Source organism: Acidovorax sp. 1608163, from assembly GCF_003669015.1.
Lineage (GTDB): Bacteria > Pseudomonadota > Gammaproteobacteria > Burkholderiales > Burkholderiaceae_C > Acidovorax.
Genome location: NZ_CP033069.1, coordinates 1854776 through 1871576, shown reverse-complemented (window position 1 = coordinate 1871576; position 16801 = coordinate 1854776). Strand labels below are relative to the sequence as shown.

At 63.1% G+C, this 16801-nt stretch carries 22 protein-coding genes; 6 read left to right on the top strand and 16 right to left on the bottom strand.

The window, feature by feature from the left end:
• Nucleotides 1–2 precede the first annotated feature (2 nt).
• Nucleotides 3–1046 (top strand): YiiG family protein, encoded by a 1044-nt coding sequence (locus tag EAG14_RS08455; protein ID WP_121728586.1) that lies wholly within the window; start codon nt 3–5, stop codon nt 1044–1046.
• A gap of 88 nt (nt 1047–1134) precedes the next feature.
• On the opposite strand, the gene EAG14_RS08450 is transcribed toward EAG14_RS08455, so the two are convergent.
• The gene (locus EAG14_RS08450) at nt 1135–1626 is read right to left on the bottom strand and encodes an Rrf2 family transcriptional regulator (RefSeq protein ID WP_121728585.1); all 492 of its coding nucleotides are present in this window, start codon (nt 1624–1626) and stop codon (nt 1135–1137) included.
• 93 nt (nt 1627–1719) lie between these two features.
• On the opposite strand from EAG14_RS08450, the gene ytfE reads away from it, so the two are divergent.
• Together ytfE and EAG14_RS08440 are read left to right on the top strand one after the other, a co-directional pair.
• Nucleotides 1720–2445, top strand: a complete 726-nt coding sequence (gene ytfE, locus EAG14_RS08445) for an iron-sulfur cluster repair protein YtfE (RefSeq protein WP_121728584.1) — start codon at nt 1720–1722, stop codon at nt 2443–2445.
• A gap of 17 nt (nt 2446–2462) precedes the next feature.
• Nucleotides 2463–2888, top strand: coding sequence for a group III truncated hemoglobin (locus EAG14_RS08440; protein ID WP_121730372.1), 426 nt, complete (start codon nt 2463–2465; stop codon nt 2886–2888).
• Between the two features lie 108 nt (nt 2889–2996).
• Here EAG14_RS08440 and EAG14_RS22720 read toward each other — a convergent pair whose 3' ends face one another.
• The 4 genes from EAG14_RS22720 to EAG14_RS08425 all read right to left on the bottom strand — a co-directional run bounded on the left by EAG14_RS22720 (nt 2997) and on the right by EAG14_RS08425 (nt 4320).
• Entirely contained in the window at nt 2997–3170 is a 174-nt protein-coding gene (locus EAG14_RS22720; protein ID WP_162995942.1) for a LiaI-LiaF-like domain-containing protein, read from the bottom strand.
• Nucleotides 3171–3262: 92 nt separating this feature from the next.
• Nucleotides 3263–3469 (bottom strand): DUF3820 family protein, encoded by a 207-nt coding sequence (locus tag EAG14_RS08435; protein WP_099655780.1) that lies wholly within the window; start codon nt 3467–3469, stop codon nt 3263–3265.
• An 18-nt stretch (nt 3470–3487) separates the two neighbouring features.
• Complete coding sequence (locus tag EAG14_RS08430) at nt 3488–3859, bottom strand: translation initiation factor Sui1 (RefSeq protein ID WP_199173426.1); 372 nt, start codon at nt 3857–3859, stop codon at nt 3488–3490.
• 2 nt (nt 3860–3861) lie between these two features.
• Nucleotides 3862–4320, bottom strand: coding sequence for a DUF2721 domain-containing protein (locus EAG14_RS08425; RefSeq protein WP_099741408.1), 459 nt, complete (start codon nt 4318–4320; stop codon nt 3862–3864).
• A 300-nt stretch (nt 4321–4620) separates the two neighbouring features.
• Here EAG14_RS08425 and EAG14_RS08420 point away from each other — a divergent pair, with 300 nt between their 5' ends.
• Entirely contained in the window at nt 4621–5886 is a 1266-nt protein-coding gene (locus tag EAG14_RS08420) for a DEAD/DEAH box helicase (protein ID WP_121730371.1), read from the top strand.
• 83 nt (nt 5887–5969) lie between these two features.
• On the opposite strand, the gene EAG14_RS08415 is transcribed toward EAG14_RS08420, so the two are convergent.
• Nucleotides 5970–6302 (bottom strand): DUF6172 family protein, encoded by a 333-nt coding sequence (locus EAG14_RS08415; RefSeq protein ID WP_099655783.1) that lies wholly within the window; start codon nt 6300–6302, stop codon nt 5970–5972.
• A 179-nt stretch (nt 6303–6481) separates the two neighbouring features.
• Here EAG14_RS08415 and EAG14_RS08410 point away from each other — a divergent pair, with 179 nt between their 5' ends.
• Complete coding sequence (locus tag EAG14_RS08410) at nt 6482–7744, top strand: sensor domain-containing diguanylate cyclase (protein ID WP_121728583.1); 1263 nt, start codon at nt 6482–6484, stop codon at nt 7742–7744.
• A gap of 117 nt (nt 7745–7861) precedes the next feature.
• Here the strand turns inward: EAG14_RS08410 and EAG14_RS08405 are convergent, their stop codons facing one another.
• Nucleotides 7862–8089, bottom strand: a complete 228-nt coding sequence (locus EAG14_RS08405; RefSeq protein WP_099741410.1) for a SlyX family protein — start codon at nt 8087–8089, stop codon at nt 7862–7864.
• 3 nt (nt 8090–8092) lie between these two features.
• Complete coding sequence (locus EAG14_RS08400) at nt 8093–9283, bottom strand: PLP-dependent aminotransferase family protein (protein ID WP_121728582.1); 1191 nt, start codon at nt 9281–9283, stop codon at nt 8093–8095.
• A 115-nt stretch (nt 9284–9398) separates the two neighbouring features.
• Between EAG14_RS08400 and nth the strand changes: the two genes are divergently transcribed.
• On the top strand, nt 9399–10037 hold the full coding sequence (gene nth, locus EAG14_RS08395) for an endonuclease III (protein WP_121728581.1): 639 nt from the start codon (nt 9399–9401) through the stop codon (nt 10035–10037).
• 94 nt (nt 10038–10131) lie between these two features.
• On the opposite strand, the gene EAG14_RS08390 is transcribed toward nth, so the two are convergent.
• The 8 genes from EAG14_RS08390 to EAG14_RS08355 all read right to left on the bottom strand — a co-directional run bounded on the left by EAG14_RS08390 (nt 10132) and on the right by EAG14_RS08355 (nt 16780).
• A complete protein-coding gene (locus tag EAG14_RS08390; protein WP_099655788.1) occupies nt 10132–10527 on the bottom strand; it encodes a type II toxin-antitoxin system death-on-curing family toxin in 396 nt (131 codons plus the stop codon).
• Nucleotides 10524–10748, bottom strand: a complete 225-nt coding sequence (locus tag EAG14_RS08385; protein WP_099655789.1) for an AbrB/MazE/SpoVT family DNA-binding domain-containing protein — start codon at nt 10746–10748, stop codon at nt 10524–10526. The genes EAG14_RS08390 and EAG14_RS08385 overlap by 4 nt, the downstream gene beginning before the upstream one ends.
• Nucleotides 10749–10801: 53 nt before the next feature.
• Complete coding sequence (locus EAG14_RS08380) at nt 10802–11548, bottom strand: aspartate/glutamate racemase family protein (protein WP_121728580.1); 747 nt, start codon at nt 11546–11548, stop codon at nt 10802–10804.
• Nucleotides 11549–11568: 20 nt separating this feature from the next.
• On the bottom strand, nt 11569–12333 hold the full coding sequence (locus EAG14_RS08375) for a GntR family transcriptional regulator (RefSeq protein WP_121728579.1): 765 nt from the start codon (nt 12331–12333) through the stop codon (nt 11569–11571).
• A 13-nt stretch (nt 12334–12346) separates the two neighbouring features.
• Nucleotides 12347–13234: an ABC transporter permease gene (locus EAG14_RS08370; RefSeq protein ID WP_121728578.1), complete on the bottom strand. Its 888-nt coding sequence runs from the start codon at nt 13232–13234 to the stop codon at nt 12347–12349.
• A 1-nt stretch (nt 13235) separates the two neighbouring features.
• Entirely contained in the window at nt 13236–14147 is a 912-nt protein-coding gene (locus EAG14_RS08365) for an ABC transporter permease (protein ID WP_121730370.1), read from the bottom strand.
• A gap of 181 nt (nt 14148–14328) precedes the next feature.
• The gene (locus EAG14_RS08360) at nt 14329–15621 is read right to left on the bottom strand and encodes a PotD/PotF family extracellular solute-binding protein (RefSeq protein WP_116747419.1); all 1293 of its coding nucleotides are present in this window, start codon (nt 15619–15621) and stop codon (nt 14329–14331) included.
• A 61-nt stretch (nt 15622–15682) separates the two neighbouring features.
• Nucleotides 15683–16780 (bottom strand): ABC transporter ATP-binding protein, encoded by a 1098-nt coding sequence (locus EAG14_RS08355; RefSeq protein WP_121730369.1) that lies wholly within the window; start codon nt 16778–16780, stop codon nt 15683–15685.
• Between the last annotated feature and the right edge of the window lie 21 nt (nt 16781–16801).

Sequence of the window (16801 nt, the reverse complement as noted above, 5' to 3'; positions counted from 1 at the left end):
TTATGACCTCTTTCGCTTGCGCCACCCGTGCGCTGTTGGCAGCACCGCTGCTGCTGGCTTTGCTTGCCTGCAACTCAAAATCTGAAGACACCGCCAAGGCCCCTGTGGCGCCCAGCATCGCCGTCAACGAAGCGCCAGCCAGCGGCAAACCCGCCGCTGCAACGCCCCCCGCCAAGGCCCCTGTGGAGGAACCCAGCGCCGCCGCCAAGCTGCAGGACTACATCGGCTGCTACAACAGGCTGGATGGCAGAGCCCACAAGTCCATCGAGCGCTACGCCACCTGGGTGAAAAACATGAAGACCGGCCCCACAGGCCGCGAAAGCGTGGTGTACGGCCTGTACGAAACCGACCCCGAAAGCACTGCAAAGTGCAAAACCAGCTTTGCCACGTCCGCCGCGCAAAAGCCCGCCATGCCCGCGCTGGATGCAGCGGGCGCCGCCTACATTCAGGCGCTTGACGCCATGGACACCCAGGTGACCGAGGCCAACAACTACTACAGCCGCGACAACTACAAAGACGACAAGTTCGCCAAAGGCAAGGCCATGCATGCCCCGCTGGTGGCCAGCTTTGAGGCGTTCCAAAAAGCCAGCAGCGCTTTCTCTGACCAGTTGGATGTAGAAAACGACAAGGTGCTGGCAGCCAAACTGGCCGACGTGGAAAAGACCGAAGGCAAGCAGTACACCTACTACCGCATGGCCCTGATGGCGCGCGCCAAGGCCCTGGTCAACTTGCTGGGCGAAGAGAAGTTTGATGTGGCCATGGCCGAGACACGCCTGTCAGCCTATGAAGCCCTTGCCGACGAATCGTTGGCATATGCCAAAGCGCACAAAGACGGCCGCGATATCCACTGGAGCTTTTTCGAGAGCAGCACCGAGCAATTCCGCCAGACAGCCAAAGAGCGCTTTCGCCGCGTGCGCGACAAAGTGCCCTACAACGAGGGGGACCGCATGATCATGCAAACAGGCTCTGGCTGGATGGTGGAAGGCAGCCCCCAAAAGTTGCTGAAGACCTACAACGAGCTGGTCGACAAAAGCAACGATTTCTAAAGGAAGCGAGGGCGCCTGGGCAGGCCGCTCACACGTCCCTCACACGCGGCCGGTATTGAGCCTGCAGGCAGAGTGCCTGCAGGCTTCCTCAGCCCTTGATCGGCAGACCCATCACCGGTTTCGCATCCCGCATGCTGCGCCGAATCAAGGGCTGCGCCAGCATCTTCGGGTTGGGTGCATCCACCAAGTCGGCCAGCGTGACGCCATCGAGCACCGCCAGATAAGCATTGATGGCACCGCCCAACACCCCTTTGAGTCTGCAGTTACCGCTCAGCCGGCACTGGTTCACATTGGGGTCAAAACACTCCACAAGGTGAAAGTCCGTCTCCGTCTGGCGCACGACGGCGCCCAGGTTGATCTCGGCAGGGGCTTTCATCAGGCGCATGCCGCCCCCACGCCCGCGCGTGGTCTCCAGCAGGCCTTGTGCTGCCAGCTCTTGCACGATCTTCATCAAATGGCTGCGCGATATGCCGTAGCCCTCGGCCACCTCGGTGATGGTCACGGGCTGCTCGCGGCCCTGGGTGGCCGCGCAGTACATCAGCACACGCAGGGTGTAGTCCGTCCATTGGGTAAGGCGCATGGAATTTGTCCTGGCTCAATTTAAAAGATGCTTGTTATCTGAATTTTATTGAATAAAATATTCACATTAAATGAATCTTTAAAGGAATCCCCCATGAATGCTCGACTTCAAGAAACCCAACCTGCCCTGAGCGCAGAGCAAGCCATTGGCCAGATCGCCGTGCAACTGCCGGGATCGACCGCGATTTTTCGCCGCTTGAAGTTGGACTTTTGCTGCGGCGGCCAGGTCAGCCTGCGCGAAGCGGCCACCCAAAAATCGCTGGATGTGGATGCCGTGCTGGCAGAGTTGTCGCAACTGCAGCGCAGCAGCAGCCTGCCTGGGGTGACATCGCCCACAGAGCTGATCGACCACATTCTGGAGCGCTACCACGAAGTGCACCGCGTGCAACTGCCCGAGCTGATTCGCATGGCACGCCGCGTGGAAGCCGTGCACCGCGACCACCCGCTGGTGCCTGCAGGCCTGGCCGACACCCTGGAGGCCATGCACGAAGAACTGCTCTCGCACATGCAAAAGGAAGAGGTCGTGTTGTTCCCCATGCTCAAGGCGGGCGGCAATCCGTTTGTGGGCCAGCCCATTGGCATGATGCGCGCCGAGCATGTAGACCACGGGGCATCGCTGGACAAGCTCAATGCCCTGACCAACGACGCCACCCCACCCCAAGGCGCCTGCAACACCTGGCGCGCCCTGTATGCGGGCATTGCCCAGTTGGGAGAAGACCTGATCAACCACATTCACCTGGAGAACAACGTTTTGTTCCCACAGTTTGAAGCAGCGGCCACAACGCAAGGTTGCGGTACATCAGCTTGTAGCTGCAACTGATCGTGCACACTGCGCCCATGCCAGTCACTACCGCACACCGCACCCCCGACAAGGAAAGCATCACCGAGCTGGTGCATGCGTTTTATGCGGATGTGCGCAAGGACGACTTGCTGGGCCCGGTGTTTGACAAGGCGCTGCATGGGCAGTGGGATGCCCACTTGCACCGTTTGGTCGATTTTTGGAGCACCGTGCTGTTGGGCACCCGCAGCTTCAAAGGCAATGTGCTGGACAAGCACCTGTCGCTGCAGGACGTGACCCCCGCCCATTTTGCAGCGTGGGTGCACCTTTGGAACGGGCACACCGCGCGCTTGTTTGCCCCCGAGGTGGCCCACGGCTTGCAAGCGGCAGCCCATGGCGTGGCCCGCAATTTGTTCAGAGGGTATTTTGGGAGCCTGCCTGCATTTGCAGCGTCAGAGCCACAGGAGCCCCACGCGCACGGCTAAGAGCCTGTTCAAAAGGCCGCTTGCCACTGAGGGGGTTTCGTGGCGGTCAGCGCTCCCACATGCCCAGCACTGCGTGCAATGGCCTTGGATCAAGGCCTCTGCTCAGGTTTATCGGCCTTTGCCGCCAGGGGTAAAGAACAGCGCCAAGCCCACCGCAATGAGCGCCACCGGCCACCACACGCGCAACAACTCACGCAGGCTGATGCTGATCAGCCCCAGGTTGGTCAGCAAGAAAAACACGCCCAAAACGACCAGCACAATCGCTGCGATATTGCCTTTCATTGGCACTCCCTCAAGTTGGTAAACAGATGCCGAATAGATGCTGCCGCGATTATGGCGCTGGCCAACGCGTGAGGCCCGACTGACCGCAAACCCTAACGCAATGGCGCCAGCAGGTCAGTCAGCCCGTTGTGGTCGATTTCGTGCATCAGGGCCAACAAACGCCCCAGGTCGTTGTGGGGGAAGCCTTCCCGCGCAAACCAGTTCAGGTAATTGCCAGGCAAATCGGCAATCACACAACCCTTGTGCTTGCCATACGGCATTTGCACAGTCACCAGCCGCTGGAGTGTGGCGGGGTCCATGCCCGCAATGTCCATGGATCAGCCCCCCGCGCGCTTGACCTTGTGGCCCAGCTTTTGCAGCGCAGCCATCACGCGGTCAATGTGGTCGCCCTGTACCTCAATCACCCCGTCCTTGACGGTACCGCCCGTGCCACACGCGGTTTTGAGCTGTTTGCCCAACTGCTCCAACGCCGTGGCATCCAGCAACACGCCTTTGACCAGGGTGACGGCCTTGCCTCCCCGGCCTTTGGTTTCTCGCGATACCCGCACGATGCCATCCCCCGTGGGCAAGGGCTTGTTTTGCTTGCACACACACTGTGCCTGGGGCTGGCTGCAGTCCGGGCACATGCGGCCGTGGTCGGTGGAATAGACCAGGCCGCCCAGGCTTTTGAGATCACGCAACGAGGCCATGGTCACTTCCCCTGCGCACTCAGCAGCTGAAAGTTCAGCAGGCGCGTGGCCATCACTGTCTCGGTGAAAAACAACACCAGCGCCATCAAAAATGAAATCACCCCGCTCAAGAAGCTCGCCACAGCCCAGCTGTGCCCCCGGAAATCCATGGTTTCCCCCAAAAACAGCAGGACGATGGTGACCCCGATCAGGAAGCCACACAGCGTCAGCAGCCCAATGCAGGCATTGGCCAGGCGCCCCCGGGTGCGCAGGTAGCCCAGCTCCAGCATGGCACGGTCGTGGTGCTCGGTGTCGCTGGAGTTGCGCGCGCGGTCCTCGACCACCCGGGCCCGGTCAATGATGCGCGCCAGGCGCCCCGCCACGGCGCCAATCATGCCGGCCACGGCGGTCAGCAAAAACACCGGGGCTACGGCCAGCTGGATGCCGTGGGTAATGGTTCCGGGTTCTATGGCGAAGCTCATTTTGTGTGTGCGTATGCGATGGGGAAGCGATTATCGGCGTGATCCCGCACAGCAGGCCCGCGCACAGGACCCAATGCGTGAAAACCCCGAGGGCATGGCGCGACCCGTTACCCTGTGCCTCACAATCGGGGGATCGGCGCCTACTCCGCGCCCCGCCGCAGTCTCCCGACAACCCAGCCGCACGGCATGGTGGGGGCCTGCGTCGCCCAGCCCTCGATGGGTGGTGCCAACCACCCCAGTGCTTCTTTTGCCCTACCGCGCATTGCGCGCCACCTTGCTGCCGCCCCAGCGCTACACGCCATGCCTTTTGCTTCTCTCGGTCTCTCCCCTGCCCTCGTCGACGCGGCAGCAGCCAGCGGCTTCACGGCCCCCACGCCGGTACAGGCAGCGGCCATTCCCGTCGTTTTGAAGAGGCAAGACCTGCTGGCATGCGCCCAGACAGGTTCTGGCAAGACCGCCGCTTTTGCACTGCCCCTGCTGCAGATGCTGCAAACCGAAGCGCAGCAGCGCAACACCCAGGTGCTGGTACTGGTGCCTACGCGCGAGCTGGCCTCGCAGGTCGGTGAAGTGATCACCCTGCTGGCGCAACGCCTGGCCCATCCCATCAAGGTGGCCGTGGTGTACGGCGGCGTTTCCATCAACCCGCAGATGATGCGCCTGCGCGGCGGGGCTGATGTGGTGGTGGCCACGCCGGGGCGCCTGCTGGACCTGGTGCAGCACAACGCCCTGCGGCTGGGCCAGGTGCAGCACCTGGTGCTGGACGAAGCAGACCGCCTGCTGGACCTGGGATTTGCCGATGAGTTACAAGCGGTGCTGAACTTGCTGCCCGAGCGCAGGCAAAACCTGTTCTTCTCAGCCACCTTCGCCCCGCCGGTGCAGGCACTGGCCCACAGCCTGCTGCGCGAGCCCGTGCGCGTGGACATTGCCCCCACCGATCAAACACAGCCAGACATCGCCCAGCGTGCGATTGCCGTGGATGCGCCCCGGCGCACCCAGTTGCTCAAGCACCTGGTCGAACAACACCAATGGTCGCGCGTGTTGGTGTTTGTGGCCACCCAATATGCGGCAGAGCACATTGCCGAAAAGCTCTACAAAGCGGGCATCTACGCATCACCGTTCCATGGCGGATTGAGCCAAGGCGCGCGCACCCAAGTGCTGCAGGAATTCAAGGATGAACGCTGGCAGGTGGTGGTCACCACCGACCTCGCCGCCCGGGGCATTGACATTGCGCTGCTGCCTGCCGTGGTGAACTACGACCTGCCCCGCTCCACCGACGATTACACCCACCGCATTGGCCGCACCGGTCGCGCGGGCGAAAGCGGTGTGGCCGTGAGCTTTGTCACCGCAGAGTCAGAGGCCCATTTCCGGTTGATTGAAAAGCGGCAAAACCTGAGCCTGCCGCGCGAAACGGTGGCGGGCTTCGAGCCGACCGAGCCACCCGTGCAAGACAAGGGTGAGGGCAACGGCGGCATCAAGGGCAAACGGCCCAGCAAAAAAGACAAACTGCGCGCCGCTGCCGCCCTGGCAGCAGGCACAACGGGTACGGCAGGTATACCAAAAGACTGACCACCGCCCAGGCTGCTTCCTGCTTTCGCAGAAAAAACGGCCAAACACCAAATGCAATCAGGGGGCCTTCGGCCCCCTGGTACTTACTCAGCGTCGAAGTCGTCTGGCTCGGCGTCGCCCGTTTCGCCAGGCGCACGCGGTTTGCGCACCCCGGGCTTGGCCAGGATTTCCACGTAAAACTGCGCCCCACCCTCTGCTGCCACGGCGTTGATGCGCTCCGTCAGCGCCGACAGGTGCACTGCTTCAGCAGCGTCCTTGCTCAGCCCAAAGCGGCAATCAAAGTCCCAAAAATGGGCGCCCTCGGGCACATCACGGCGGCGCTCACGCTTGATGTATTTGCGGATTTCATGCTTGACGGCGTCCAGAACGCGGTCGCGGTTCTTGCCTTCAACGTGGAGTTGGAAAGTTTTTCTCATGGGCGATGGTACCGCTTGTGGTCACCCTGGGCGCCTCAGTTTGACCATTTCATGCACCCAAGCGGGATAAGCCGAGTGACGCGCACAGGACTTGCACCGTGCCTGAATGCACCAAAATGAATTCCATCCAGGCAATTCGGGTGCCAAAATGTTGCAACACTTTGGATTGTTCCAAACCAATGTCGCACAACGTCGATCTGTTGCAGGTGCTGCCCGGGGCCGTGATCATCACGCAGGAGGGCAAGATCTGCTTTGCCAATGCCGCCGCTGTGGCGTTGCTACAGGCGGGCAGCGCAGCAGATCTTGTGGGCCGCCAGTCCGGCGAATTTGTGCACCCCATGGACCAAGTGCGCTCCACCAACCGCATCCAGCAAGTGGCCGAGCCCGACCAGGAGGGCCGCCCCAACAAATCCTCCGAATTCCGCATCCGCACTGCCAAAGGCCAGCTGCGGATGGTGCTGATCTCCAGCGTGGCCATTGAATGGCAAGGAGCCCCCGCCGTGTTGATGTGCGGACTGGACATGACCCACCAAAGCGAGATCCAGGCGCAACTGCGCGAGAGCGAGCAAAACTTCCGTCGCCTGTTTGAGAACATGCAGGACGTCTACTACCGCACCGACAGCCAGGGTGTGGTGCTGCATGTAGGCCCGGGGGTGCGGCGGGTGCTGGGCTACGAGCCCCACGAGATCGAGGGACGCACGGCAGAGTCGTACTACCCCCAAAGCTCCGACCGAGACGCCTTCAAGGCCGCCATCATGGAAAAAGGCGAAGTCTCAGACTTCCCCGGGCAGATGGTGCGGCGTGATGGCTCCGTCATTGACATCTCCATCAGCAGCCATCTGCTGTACGACCATGCTGGCCAATTTGCGGGGGTGGAGGGCATCTACCGCGACGTCACCCAGCGCAAAAACCTGGAGCGCGAACTGCACCGCCTGGCCACCACCGACATGCTGACCGGCATGGCCAACCGGCGGGCCTTTTTGGAGACCGCCACGGCCATCTACGAGCGCGCCCGCACGCATGGCGAGCCGCTCACCCTGCTGATGCTGGACCTGGACCACTTCAAGGCCATCAACGACCGCCTGGGCCACCTGGAAGGCGACAGGGCCTTGGTGGAGTTCGCCCACGCCGTCAGGGTACACCTGCGCGCCTCTGACATCGTGGGGCGCCTGGGCGGTGAAGAGTTTGGTGTGCTGTTGCCGCTGACCTCCGCGACCGAGGCCGAGGAAGTTGCCACTCGCATTCTGCAAGGGGTGGCAGACTTGCAGCTGCAAGATGAAACCGGCCACCCGTACCACATCACCGCCAGCCTGGGGATGGGCGCCATCCGCGCCACAGACCGCAGCCTGCGCGACATGCTGGACCGCGCCGACCAGGCGCTGTACCTGGCCAAGAACCGGGGACGCAACCAGATTGCGTCGGCAGAGCACGAAGTGGGCTAAGGCTACGGGCCCCTCCCTCTGAGAATCAGCCCAGCATCCCGCGACCAACCAGGCAACCTGCCAGCGTGAATCCACCCAGCGCCCCCAAGGGCACGCGGTGGATGCCTTCATCGCGCTTCAGTAATGCGGCGGCAGCTCGTCGCGCAGATTGCGAACGCTGCCACTTCCCCCATCAGGCACCTGCTGGCGCAGGGTTTTGATCTCCTCCACCAGCCGCTCTATCAACTGCTGCTGTTGGTAGATCGTCATGTTGAGCTGGTCCAGCAAGTCCTCGGTGTAGCTGGCCTTGATCTCCAGGCTCTCCAGGCGCTGGTGCACCTGCTCCAGGTCGTTGGCGTGCGGCATGCTTTAAATGGCCTGGCCCAGGCGCGCCACGCCTTCGCGGATCTTGTCCACATCGGCCGTGGCGAACGACAGGCGGAAGGTGGCGTGGTCCGGGTTGGCGCAGAAGAACGGCGTGCCAGGCACAAAGGCCACGCCTTTTTCGATGGCACGCTTGGCCAGCACGTTGCCGTCGGCCACCTTGCCGCCTGCCCCCGTGAGGCGCGCCCACACGAACAGGCCGCCCTGGGGCTGCACAAACTCGATAGCGTCACCCAGCTCCTTGCGCAGCGCATCGCCCATGGCTTGGGCGCGCTCGGCATACACCTTGCGCACGTTGGCCAGCGTGGCGGGCATGCGGCCAGCCTTAAGGTACTGCGCGGCCGTGGCCTGCGCAAAGGTGCTGGTATGTGCGTCGCTGAACTGCTTGCACATGGTGGCCTTGCCCAGCAGTTCGGCCGGGGCAATCATCCAGCCCACGCGCAGGCCGGGCGACAGCACCTTGCTCAAAGACCCGCAGTGCACCAGCAGCTCTCGGCTGCCGGGCACGGTGGCCGACAGGTTGAGCAGGCTGGGCGGTGGGGCTTCGCCGAAGTACAGATCGCCGTAGGGGTCGTCTTCGACGATCAGCGTGTTGTGCTTCACTGCCATCTCCAGCACGGCCTTGCGGCGCTCCAGGCTCAGCATGGCGCCGCTGGGGTTGCCAAAGGTGGGGATCAGGTAGACGAACTTGGGCTTGTGCTCGGCAATGAGCTTTTCCAGCTCGTCGGTCTTCACGCCGTTGCCATCGATGGGTGCGCTGATGAGTTCGGCGCCGTACAGGCGAAAGCACTGGATGGTGGCCAGGAAGGTCGGGCCTTCCACGATGACCTTGTCGCCGGGACTGATGAGCGTCTTGCCCAGCAGGTCCAGCGCCTGCTGGCTGCCGGTGGTGACGATGAGGTTGTCAGCCGCTACGTCCTTGGCACCCTTGCTGGCCATGAAGGCGGCCAGCTGTTCGCGCAGCGGGTTGTAGCCTTCGGTCGCGCCGTACTGCAGCGCGGCGCCAGGTTCTTCGGCCAGTGCGGCGTTGCTCGCGGCCTGGATGCCCTCCACGTCAAACATCGCGCTGTCCGGGAAGCCGCCCGCAAAGCTGATGATGCCGGGCTTGCCCAGCAGCTTGAAAAGTTCGCGGATGGCGGAGGTTTCTACGTTGTTCAGGCGGTCGGCAAATTGCATGGCGTGTGCTGAAGAAAAATGGCTATGGACCCTGCATTGTCGCCAATTGGCACGCAGGTTTCCTGCTTGGCAGCGCCCTGCACACAAACAGGCGCCAGCCCCTACACTGCGCGGCATGAAAACCACGATGATTGAACCGTTTTTTGCCACGCTGAAGGCGGCCAACCCCATGCCCAACACGGAGCTGGAATACACCACCGTGTTCGAGCTGCTGGCCGCCGTGCTGCTGTCGGCCCAGGCCACCGACGTGGGCGTGAACAAGGCCACGCGCAAGCTGTTTCCGGTAGCGGGCACGCCGCAGGCCATTCTGGACTTGGGGCAGGAAGGGCTGGAGGGCTATATCAAGACCATTGGCCTGTACAAAAGCAAAGCCAAGCACCTGATGGAAACCTGCCGAATCCTGGTGGAGCGCCACGGCAGCGTCGTGCCACGCACCCGCGAAGAGCTTGAGGCCCTGCCCGGCGTGGGCCGCAAGACGGCCAATGTGGTGCTGAACGTGGCCTTTGGCCAACCCACCATGGCGGTCGATACGCACATCTTTCGCGTGAGCAACCGCACAGGCCTGGCACCGGGCAAGAACCCGCTGGCGGTGGAGCTTCAACTGATGAAGCGGGTGCCCGCCGCCTATGCGGTGGATTCCCACCACTGGCTCATCCTGCATGGCCGCTATGTGTGCCAGGCACGCAAGCCGCGGTGTTGGGAGTGTGCGGTGAGCCAGTATTGCGACTACCAGCCGAAGACGCTGGCTGCTTAGTGAGAAGACAGGAAGCGGGAGAATTGCTTCTATTTTTATAGCTGCTAGCGCTTTCTGGATATGCGCTAGAACCTAAAAACACTTCAAATTTGCATCAACGAGCGACGGTGTGGTCCCGCAGCCATGCAGCGAAGGCCTCTTCGGTGATGTCGCCTGCGGCAACAGCGAGCATGGTCAACGTGGCGTCCGTCTGGTTGGCCTGCAAACGCAAGCCATTGAGGTAAAGGAACAGGCCTACTGCCAAAAAGGCTGCCCGCTTGTTGCCATCCACGAAGGGATGGTTCTTGGCCAAGCCCACGCCATAGCTCGCTGCCAAAGCGGCCACGTCTGGGGGATTGTCGGCATCCGCATAAGCCACGATGTTCTGCGGCCGCATCAGGGCGGACTCCAGCAAACCTTCATCCCGCATGCCTTCGCGCCCACCATGAGTGGCTAGGCTCTCGCCGTGAAGCAGAACCAGCGCCTGCTTGCTAACCCAGCGCCAACTCATTTGGCCAACTGGTGAAAGGTGTCCCGAAAGTCGTGCATGAACTCACGGCCAGCCTTGATCTCTTCCTCAAGGGTGGGGTCGTACGGCGTCAGGGCATAGCCATCGGGCGTTTCCGTGAGAAAGATCGATTCACCTTTGCTTAGCTTCAGGCGCGCCAGGGCTTCTTTGGGCAGGACAACACCCACAGAATTTCCGATCTGGGTCAGTTTGAGCATGTGCATGGGAAATCTCCAAGTAATTACAAACGTAATACTAGGCTTTCCTCTCGGCAACGTCAAACCACTCCAGCCACACCCAGCGCAGCCATCTCCCCCGAAACCCCTGCCCAAGCCACATCAAAACCTGCCGTCTTTCTCTCCGGAGGCACCGGGTGGGCACGCAGCGCCCAGGTGGCGCCAGCCACCACGCTGTCGATCACTGGCACCGACACCTGCGGCTGCACGGCGGCGGCCATGCCGGCCAGCCCTGCCCCACCCAGTATCACGGCCTGCACGCCCATCTGGCGCACCACGTCGCGGCAGGCCTGGGCCAGCAAAGCGCGGGCGGCCACGGGGTCAGCAGCCAGCTGGGCGCCGGTGGGGGCCACGGTGTGGATGCCTGCCAGCCCATGCGCATGGCCCAGCGCTTGCGCCAGGCGCTGCAGCATGGGGCCCCAGCGCTCGCCGCCAGTCACGATGGCAAAGCGGCCATGGCGCGCGGCTTCGATGAACGACGCTTCGGCCAGGCCAGTGACGGGCACCGGACTGCTTTCGCGCAGCGCCATCAGGCCGGGGTCACCAAAGCAGCCGATCAGCACAGCATCGGGCTGTGGCCCTGGCTGGGCCAGGTCGTGTGCCCAGGCGTCCAGCAGCGCATGGGCCGCCACGGCGTAGCTGGCTTCACACGCGATGTAAGGGGCGCCAAAGCGCGCCGTCGCCGTGCGCACCGCCACGTGCGAACCCGCAGCGGCCTGCACATGCTGCTGCAGCAGCGCACTGACATGGGCCGAGGTGTTGGGGTTGATGACGAGCAGTTGGCGCATGGAACAAGGGCGTTCAAAAATCAGACCCTGCCCAGCAGCTGGGTCAGGTCCGGGGCATCCGCCGCTGGGGGCGTGAATTCAAGCTGCGACTCAATGCGCACCAAATGGTCCAGCATGCGCCGGGCCGCCTCCTTGGCGTCGCGCAGGCGAATGGCGTCAATCAGCGCCCGGTGTTCGCGGCAGCCGCAGGCCGTGGCCTCTTCGCGGGTCTGCGCGTGGCTGGGGCTGTAGGTCATCAGGATGAGCGAGGTGCGCGAGACCAGCTCGCGCAGGATGCGACCCAGCGTCTGGTGCCCTGCTGCCTGCGCAATGTGCAGGTGAAAGTCGCCCGACAGGCGGATGGCACGGCGCATGTCGCCACTGGCGCGGGCAGCCTCTTCGTCGTCGATGCAGGTGCGCAGCGCGGCAATGTCAGCGTCGGTGGCGTTGGCGATGAACAGCTCCACCAGGCGCGGCTCCAGCAGGCGGCGGGCCTCGAACACTTCCAGCGCCTCCTGCGGCGTGGGCTGGGCGATGGATGCGCCCCGGTTGGGCGTGAGCGTGACCACCTGCTCGTTGGCCAGCCGCACCAGCACGGGCCGCACCCGTGTGCGCGACACGCCAAAGGCAGCCGCCAGCTTGTCTTCCACCAGCTTGGTGCCGGGTGGTAGCCGGTGGTCGAGGATGGCCGACACCATGCGGTCGTACATGTCGTTGTCGCTGAGCTGGCCTGGGGCCTCGGGCTGAGCGGTCGGTTCAGCGGCTGCAGCGCGTGCGCGCCGGGGCCTGGGAATAGTGGTCGTCATAAGCCTGCCGTTTTTAACCCGGGCGGCCCTGGCCCCGGCGACCCAAGGCCCACACCAGCGCCAGCGTGATGCCCATGACGACGAACGACACCACCGTGGTCAGCGTGCCCAACGCGTAGATCGATGGCGTGGTCACCGTGCTGGTCAGGCCCTGCAGCTCCAGCGGCAGCGTGTTCACATCGCCAATGGCCTGCGAGGTGCGGGCGATCTCGTCCCAGCTGAGCGTGAAGCCGAACATGCCAATGCCCACGACCGAGGGCGCAATCAGCGGCAGCACCACATGGGCAAAGCCCTGCCAAGGCGTGGAGCCCAGGTCGCGTGCGGCCTCTTCGTACGCAGGGTTGAAGCGGTTGAACACCGCGAACATGATCAGCAGGCCGAACGGCAGCGTCCACGTCAGATGCGCCCCCAGGGCCGAGGTGAACAGGCCCAGCGAGGTGCCATAGCCCTCCAGCGCACTCTCCATGCCCAGCCATTCCAGCGCGGCCTTGATGCCGTTGTCGATGAGCCGGAACTCCAGCCCGATGCCCAGCGAGACGATGATGGACGGCATGATGAGGCTGGCCACGACGATGAAGAACAGCGTGTTGCCGCCCGCCAGCCGCTTGCGAAACGCCAGCCCGGCCAGCACCGACAGCACCACCGTGCACAGCATCACCGCCACGCCCAGGCCGAGGGACCGCCACAGCGCCGCGCCGATGTCCACCACGCCCAGCCCTTCGGCCAGCTTGGCAAACCAGTGCAGCGACACACCGCGCATGGGGAAAGTGAGCCCACCCTCGGGGCCCTGGAAGCTCAGGATGAAGATGACGAACATGGGCCCGTACATGAACAGCACGAACAGACTGAACACGATGGCCAGGGGCCAGAAGCTGGCGGGGCGAGATTCACGGACTTTCATCTCACAGCTCCTTGCGAATGTCGACGAGGCGCGTGAGGCCCCAGATGATCATCAGTACCACGGCCAGCAAAATCACGGCATTGGCCGCTGCCAGCGGGAACTGCAGGTACGACGTCTGCACCTGGATGATCTTGCCAATCGATGCGATCTGCTGCCCGCCCATCACGCCGATGGTGACGAAGTCGCCCATGACGATGGTGATCACAAAGATCGAGCCGATGATGATGCCGGTGCGCGAGAGCGGCACGATCACGTTCCACAGCGTCTGCCAGCCACTCGCGCCACTGTCGCTGGCCGCCTCGATGAGGCTGCGGTCGATGCGCATCATGCTGTTGAAGATGGGCACGATCATGAACATGGTGTACAGGTGCACAAAGGCCAGCACCACCGAGAAGTCCGAGAACAGCAGCCACTCCACGGGCGTCTCGATCAGGTTCATGCCCATCAGCGTCTGGTTGACCAGCCCATTGCGCCCGAGCAGCGGCACCCACGAGATCATGCGGATCACGTTCGATGTCCAGAACGGGATGGTGCACAGCACGAACAGCAGGGTCTGCATGCCCGAAGAGCGCACATGGAAGGCCAGAAAATAGGCCACGGTGAAGCCGATCACCAGTGTGATCAGCCACACCAGAAAACTGAACTTGAGCGTGGAGTAATACGTCTTGAGCGTGACACACAGGCCGTCTGACGCATCGCCACAGCCCGCAAAGATCGAGATGTAGTTCTTGAACGTGAAGCCTGGCAGCAGCTCGTACTCGTTGAAGTCCCAGAAGCTGACCATCACGATCAGCGCCAGCGGAATCAGGAAAAACAGCGCGAACACCAGCGTGAACGGCGCAGCCTGCCACCAGGCGGCAATGCTGCGGCCGGGGACAGCTGCAGCAGGTAAGGACTGTGTGGTCGTGCTCATGGTGTTTGCAATCAATGAATTCAAAGGTCTACCGTTCGGCGCTTGCTCTTGAGACTGACGCTGCCCAAGACCAGTGCCCCCGTGCAAGGGCTGCCCCGCCGCACCGGGGGCGTCCCCCTCCCAGATTGCGAAGCAATATGAGAGAGGGGGAAGGCGCGAAGCGCCTCAGGGGGTGCACTCTCTACGCCGCGACGAATTCATTCCACTTCTGCACCATGTAGTTGTTTTCGTCCATCAACGCATTCCAGCAAGCGATGCCACCCATGCGCGACTCATAACTGCCGCCGTCGCGCACCGCACCGGCCTTGGCCAGCACATCGCCATTGGGGCTCTTGATGTCTTGCGTGGCGGGCTTGCCTTCCATCCAGTAGGCCCACTCGTAGGCTTCCATCTTGGACTTGGCAGTTTCCAGCACGGCGCTGTAGTAGCCCTGGCGGTTCAGGTAGGCACCGGCCCAGCCGTCCAGGAACCAGTTGATGAACTCGTACGCGCCATCGAGCTTGCGGCCGCTCAGCGTGGCGGGCAGGCCAAAGCCGGCGGCCCAGGCGCGATAGCCTTCCTTCAGGGGCTGGAAGTTGCAGGCGATGCCCTTGGTGCGCACGGCCGTCACAGCCGGGCTCCACATCGACTGGATCACCACTTCGCCCGATGCCATGAGGTTGACCGACTCGTTGAAGTCCTTCCACAGCGCGCGGAACTGGCCCTGCTTCTTGGCTTCGATCAGGGTCTTGATCGTGAGATCGATCTCCTTCTTGGTCATGTTGCCCTTGTCGGGGTACTTGTAGATGCCCATGGCCTCGACCACCATGGCGGCGTCCATGATGCCGATGGAGGGGATGTTCAGGATCGCGGTCTTGCCCTTGAACTCGGGGTTGAGCAGCTCGGCCCACGAGTTGATGGGGCGCTTGATCAGGTCGGGGCGGATGCCCAGCGTGTCGGCGTTGTACACGGTGGGGATCAGGCTCATGAACTGCGTGGGCGCAGTCGCGAACTTCTTGGACTTTTCACCTTCCAGGTAGATCACCTTCTTGGGTGCGGTGCCCTGGTCGCCCACGGCTTTGCCGGCCACCTGGCCGGTAGTGAACAGCGTGGTGATCTTGTCGGCGTTCTTGATGCGCTTGGTATCGATGCCCTTCAGGTTGCCCGTGGGTACGATCTTTTTCAGCGAGAAGTACTCGGTGTCGATCAGGTCAAAGCTGTTGGGCGCGGTGACGGCGCGCTTGGTCACGTCGTCGGTGGTCACGGCCACGTACTGGATCTCGATGCCGGTGTCGGCCTTGAACTTCTCGGCAATCGCCTTGTCCTGGTTCACCGCCGTGCCCAGGTAGCGCAGCACGATCTTCTCTTGCGAATGCACGGCCGGGAACATGCCAGCGGCCAGGATGCCCGCCGTGCCCTTGAGCAACGAGCGGCGAGCCACTCCAGTGGCATCGGAGACAACAACAGGGGAATCAGCACGGGAAGCATCGGACATGGGAAAACTCCTTGGGTTGCGGAAGGGGACGGGTGGAAAAAGAGGTAAAGCGGCGGCGCGGTCAGGCGGCGACGGCCACTGCGGGAGCGGGCACGGACAGCGGGTGCGCCTGGTCAGGCGTCCAGTGCAATTGCACGCCCTGCCCCACTTGGTAGGGCTGCGCAGCAAAGGCGGCCTCGGACACCATCACCGAATACGCCGCCGTGGCGTTGGCCGACAGAACTGCGCCGTGCTTTTGCAGGCCCACCAGCACATAGGTGCCCTGGTACTCCACGTCGGTCACCACGGCCTGCATGCGCTGGGCACCCCAGGGCAATTCGGCACTGGCGGGGGCAATCTGCAGGTGGTCGGTGCGCACGCCCACCTTGCCTTCGGGCGTGTCGATCACGTTGTGCCCGCCCATGAAGCGCGCCACGAATTCGCTGGCGGGCCGGTTATAGACCTCGTGCGGGCTGCCCACCTGCTCGATCACGCCGTGGTTCATCACCACCATGGTGTCGGCCAGGGCCATAGCCTCTTCCTGGCTGTGGGTCACATGGATAAAAGTCAGGCCCAGCTCTTTTTGCCAGCGGCGCAGCTCAGCGCGCATCTGGATGCGCAGGAAAGGGTCGAGCGCCGACAAAGGTTCGTCCAGCAGCAAGACACGCGGCTGGGTGATGAGCGCACGCGCCAGCGCCACACGCTGCTGCTGCCCGCCGGAGAGTTCTGCGGGCTTGCGCTCGGCCAGGTGCCCCAGGGCCACGCGCTCCAGCAGGTCGCGCGCCTTGGCCTGGCGTTCGGCCTTGGCCACGCCCTTCATCTTCAAACTGAAGGCCACGTTGTCCAGGGCCGAGAGGTGCGGGAACAGCGCAAAGCTCTGGAACATCATGGCCGTGCCGCGTGCGGCGGCGGGCAAGTCAGTGATGTTGCGGTTCTCCAGCAATATGTCGCCACTGGTCACTGACTCGTGCCCGGCAATCATACGCAGCGTGGTGCTCTTGCCGCAGCCCGAAGGCCCCAGCAGGCAGCAGTAGCTGCCGCTGGCAATGCGCAGGTTGATGGCATCCACGGCGGGCTTGCCGCTGGCGTAGCGCTTGGTCAGCGCGACGACCTCAATGGCGGCAGGAGCAGCAGCCGAGGTGGCCAAAGAGGGGGCGGGTGCAGAGGTGTGGGCTTGCATGCCAACGCAGTACGCAAGCGC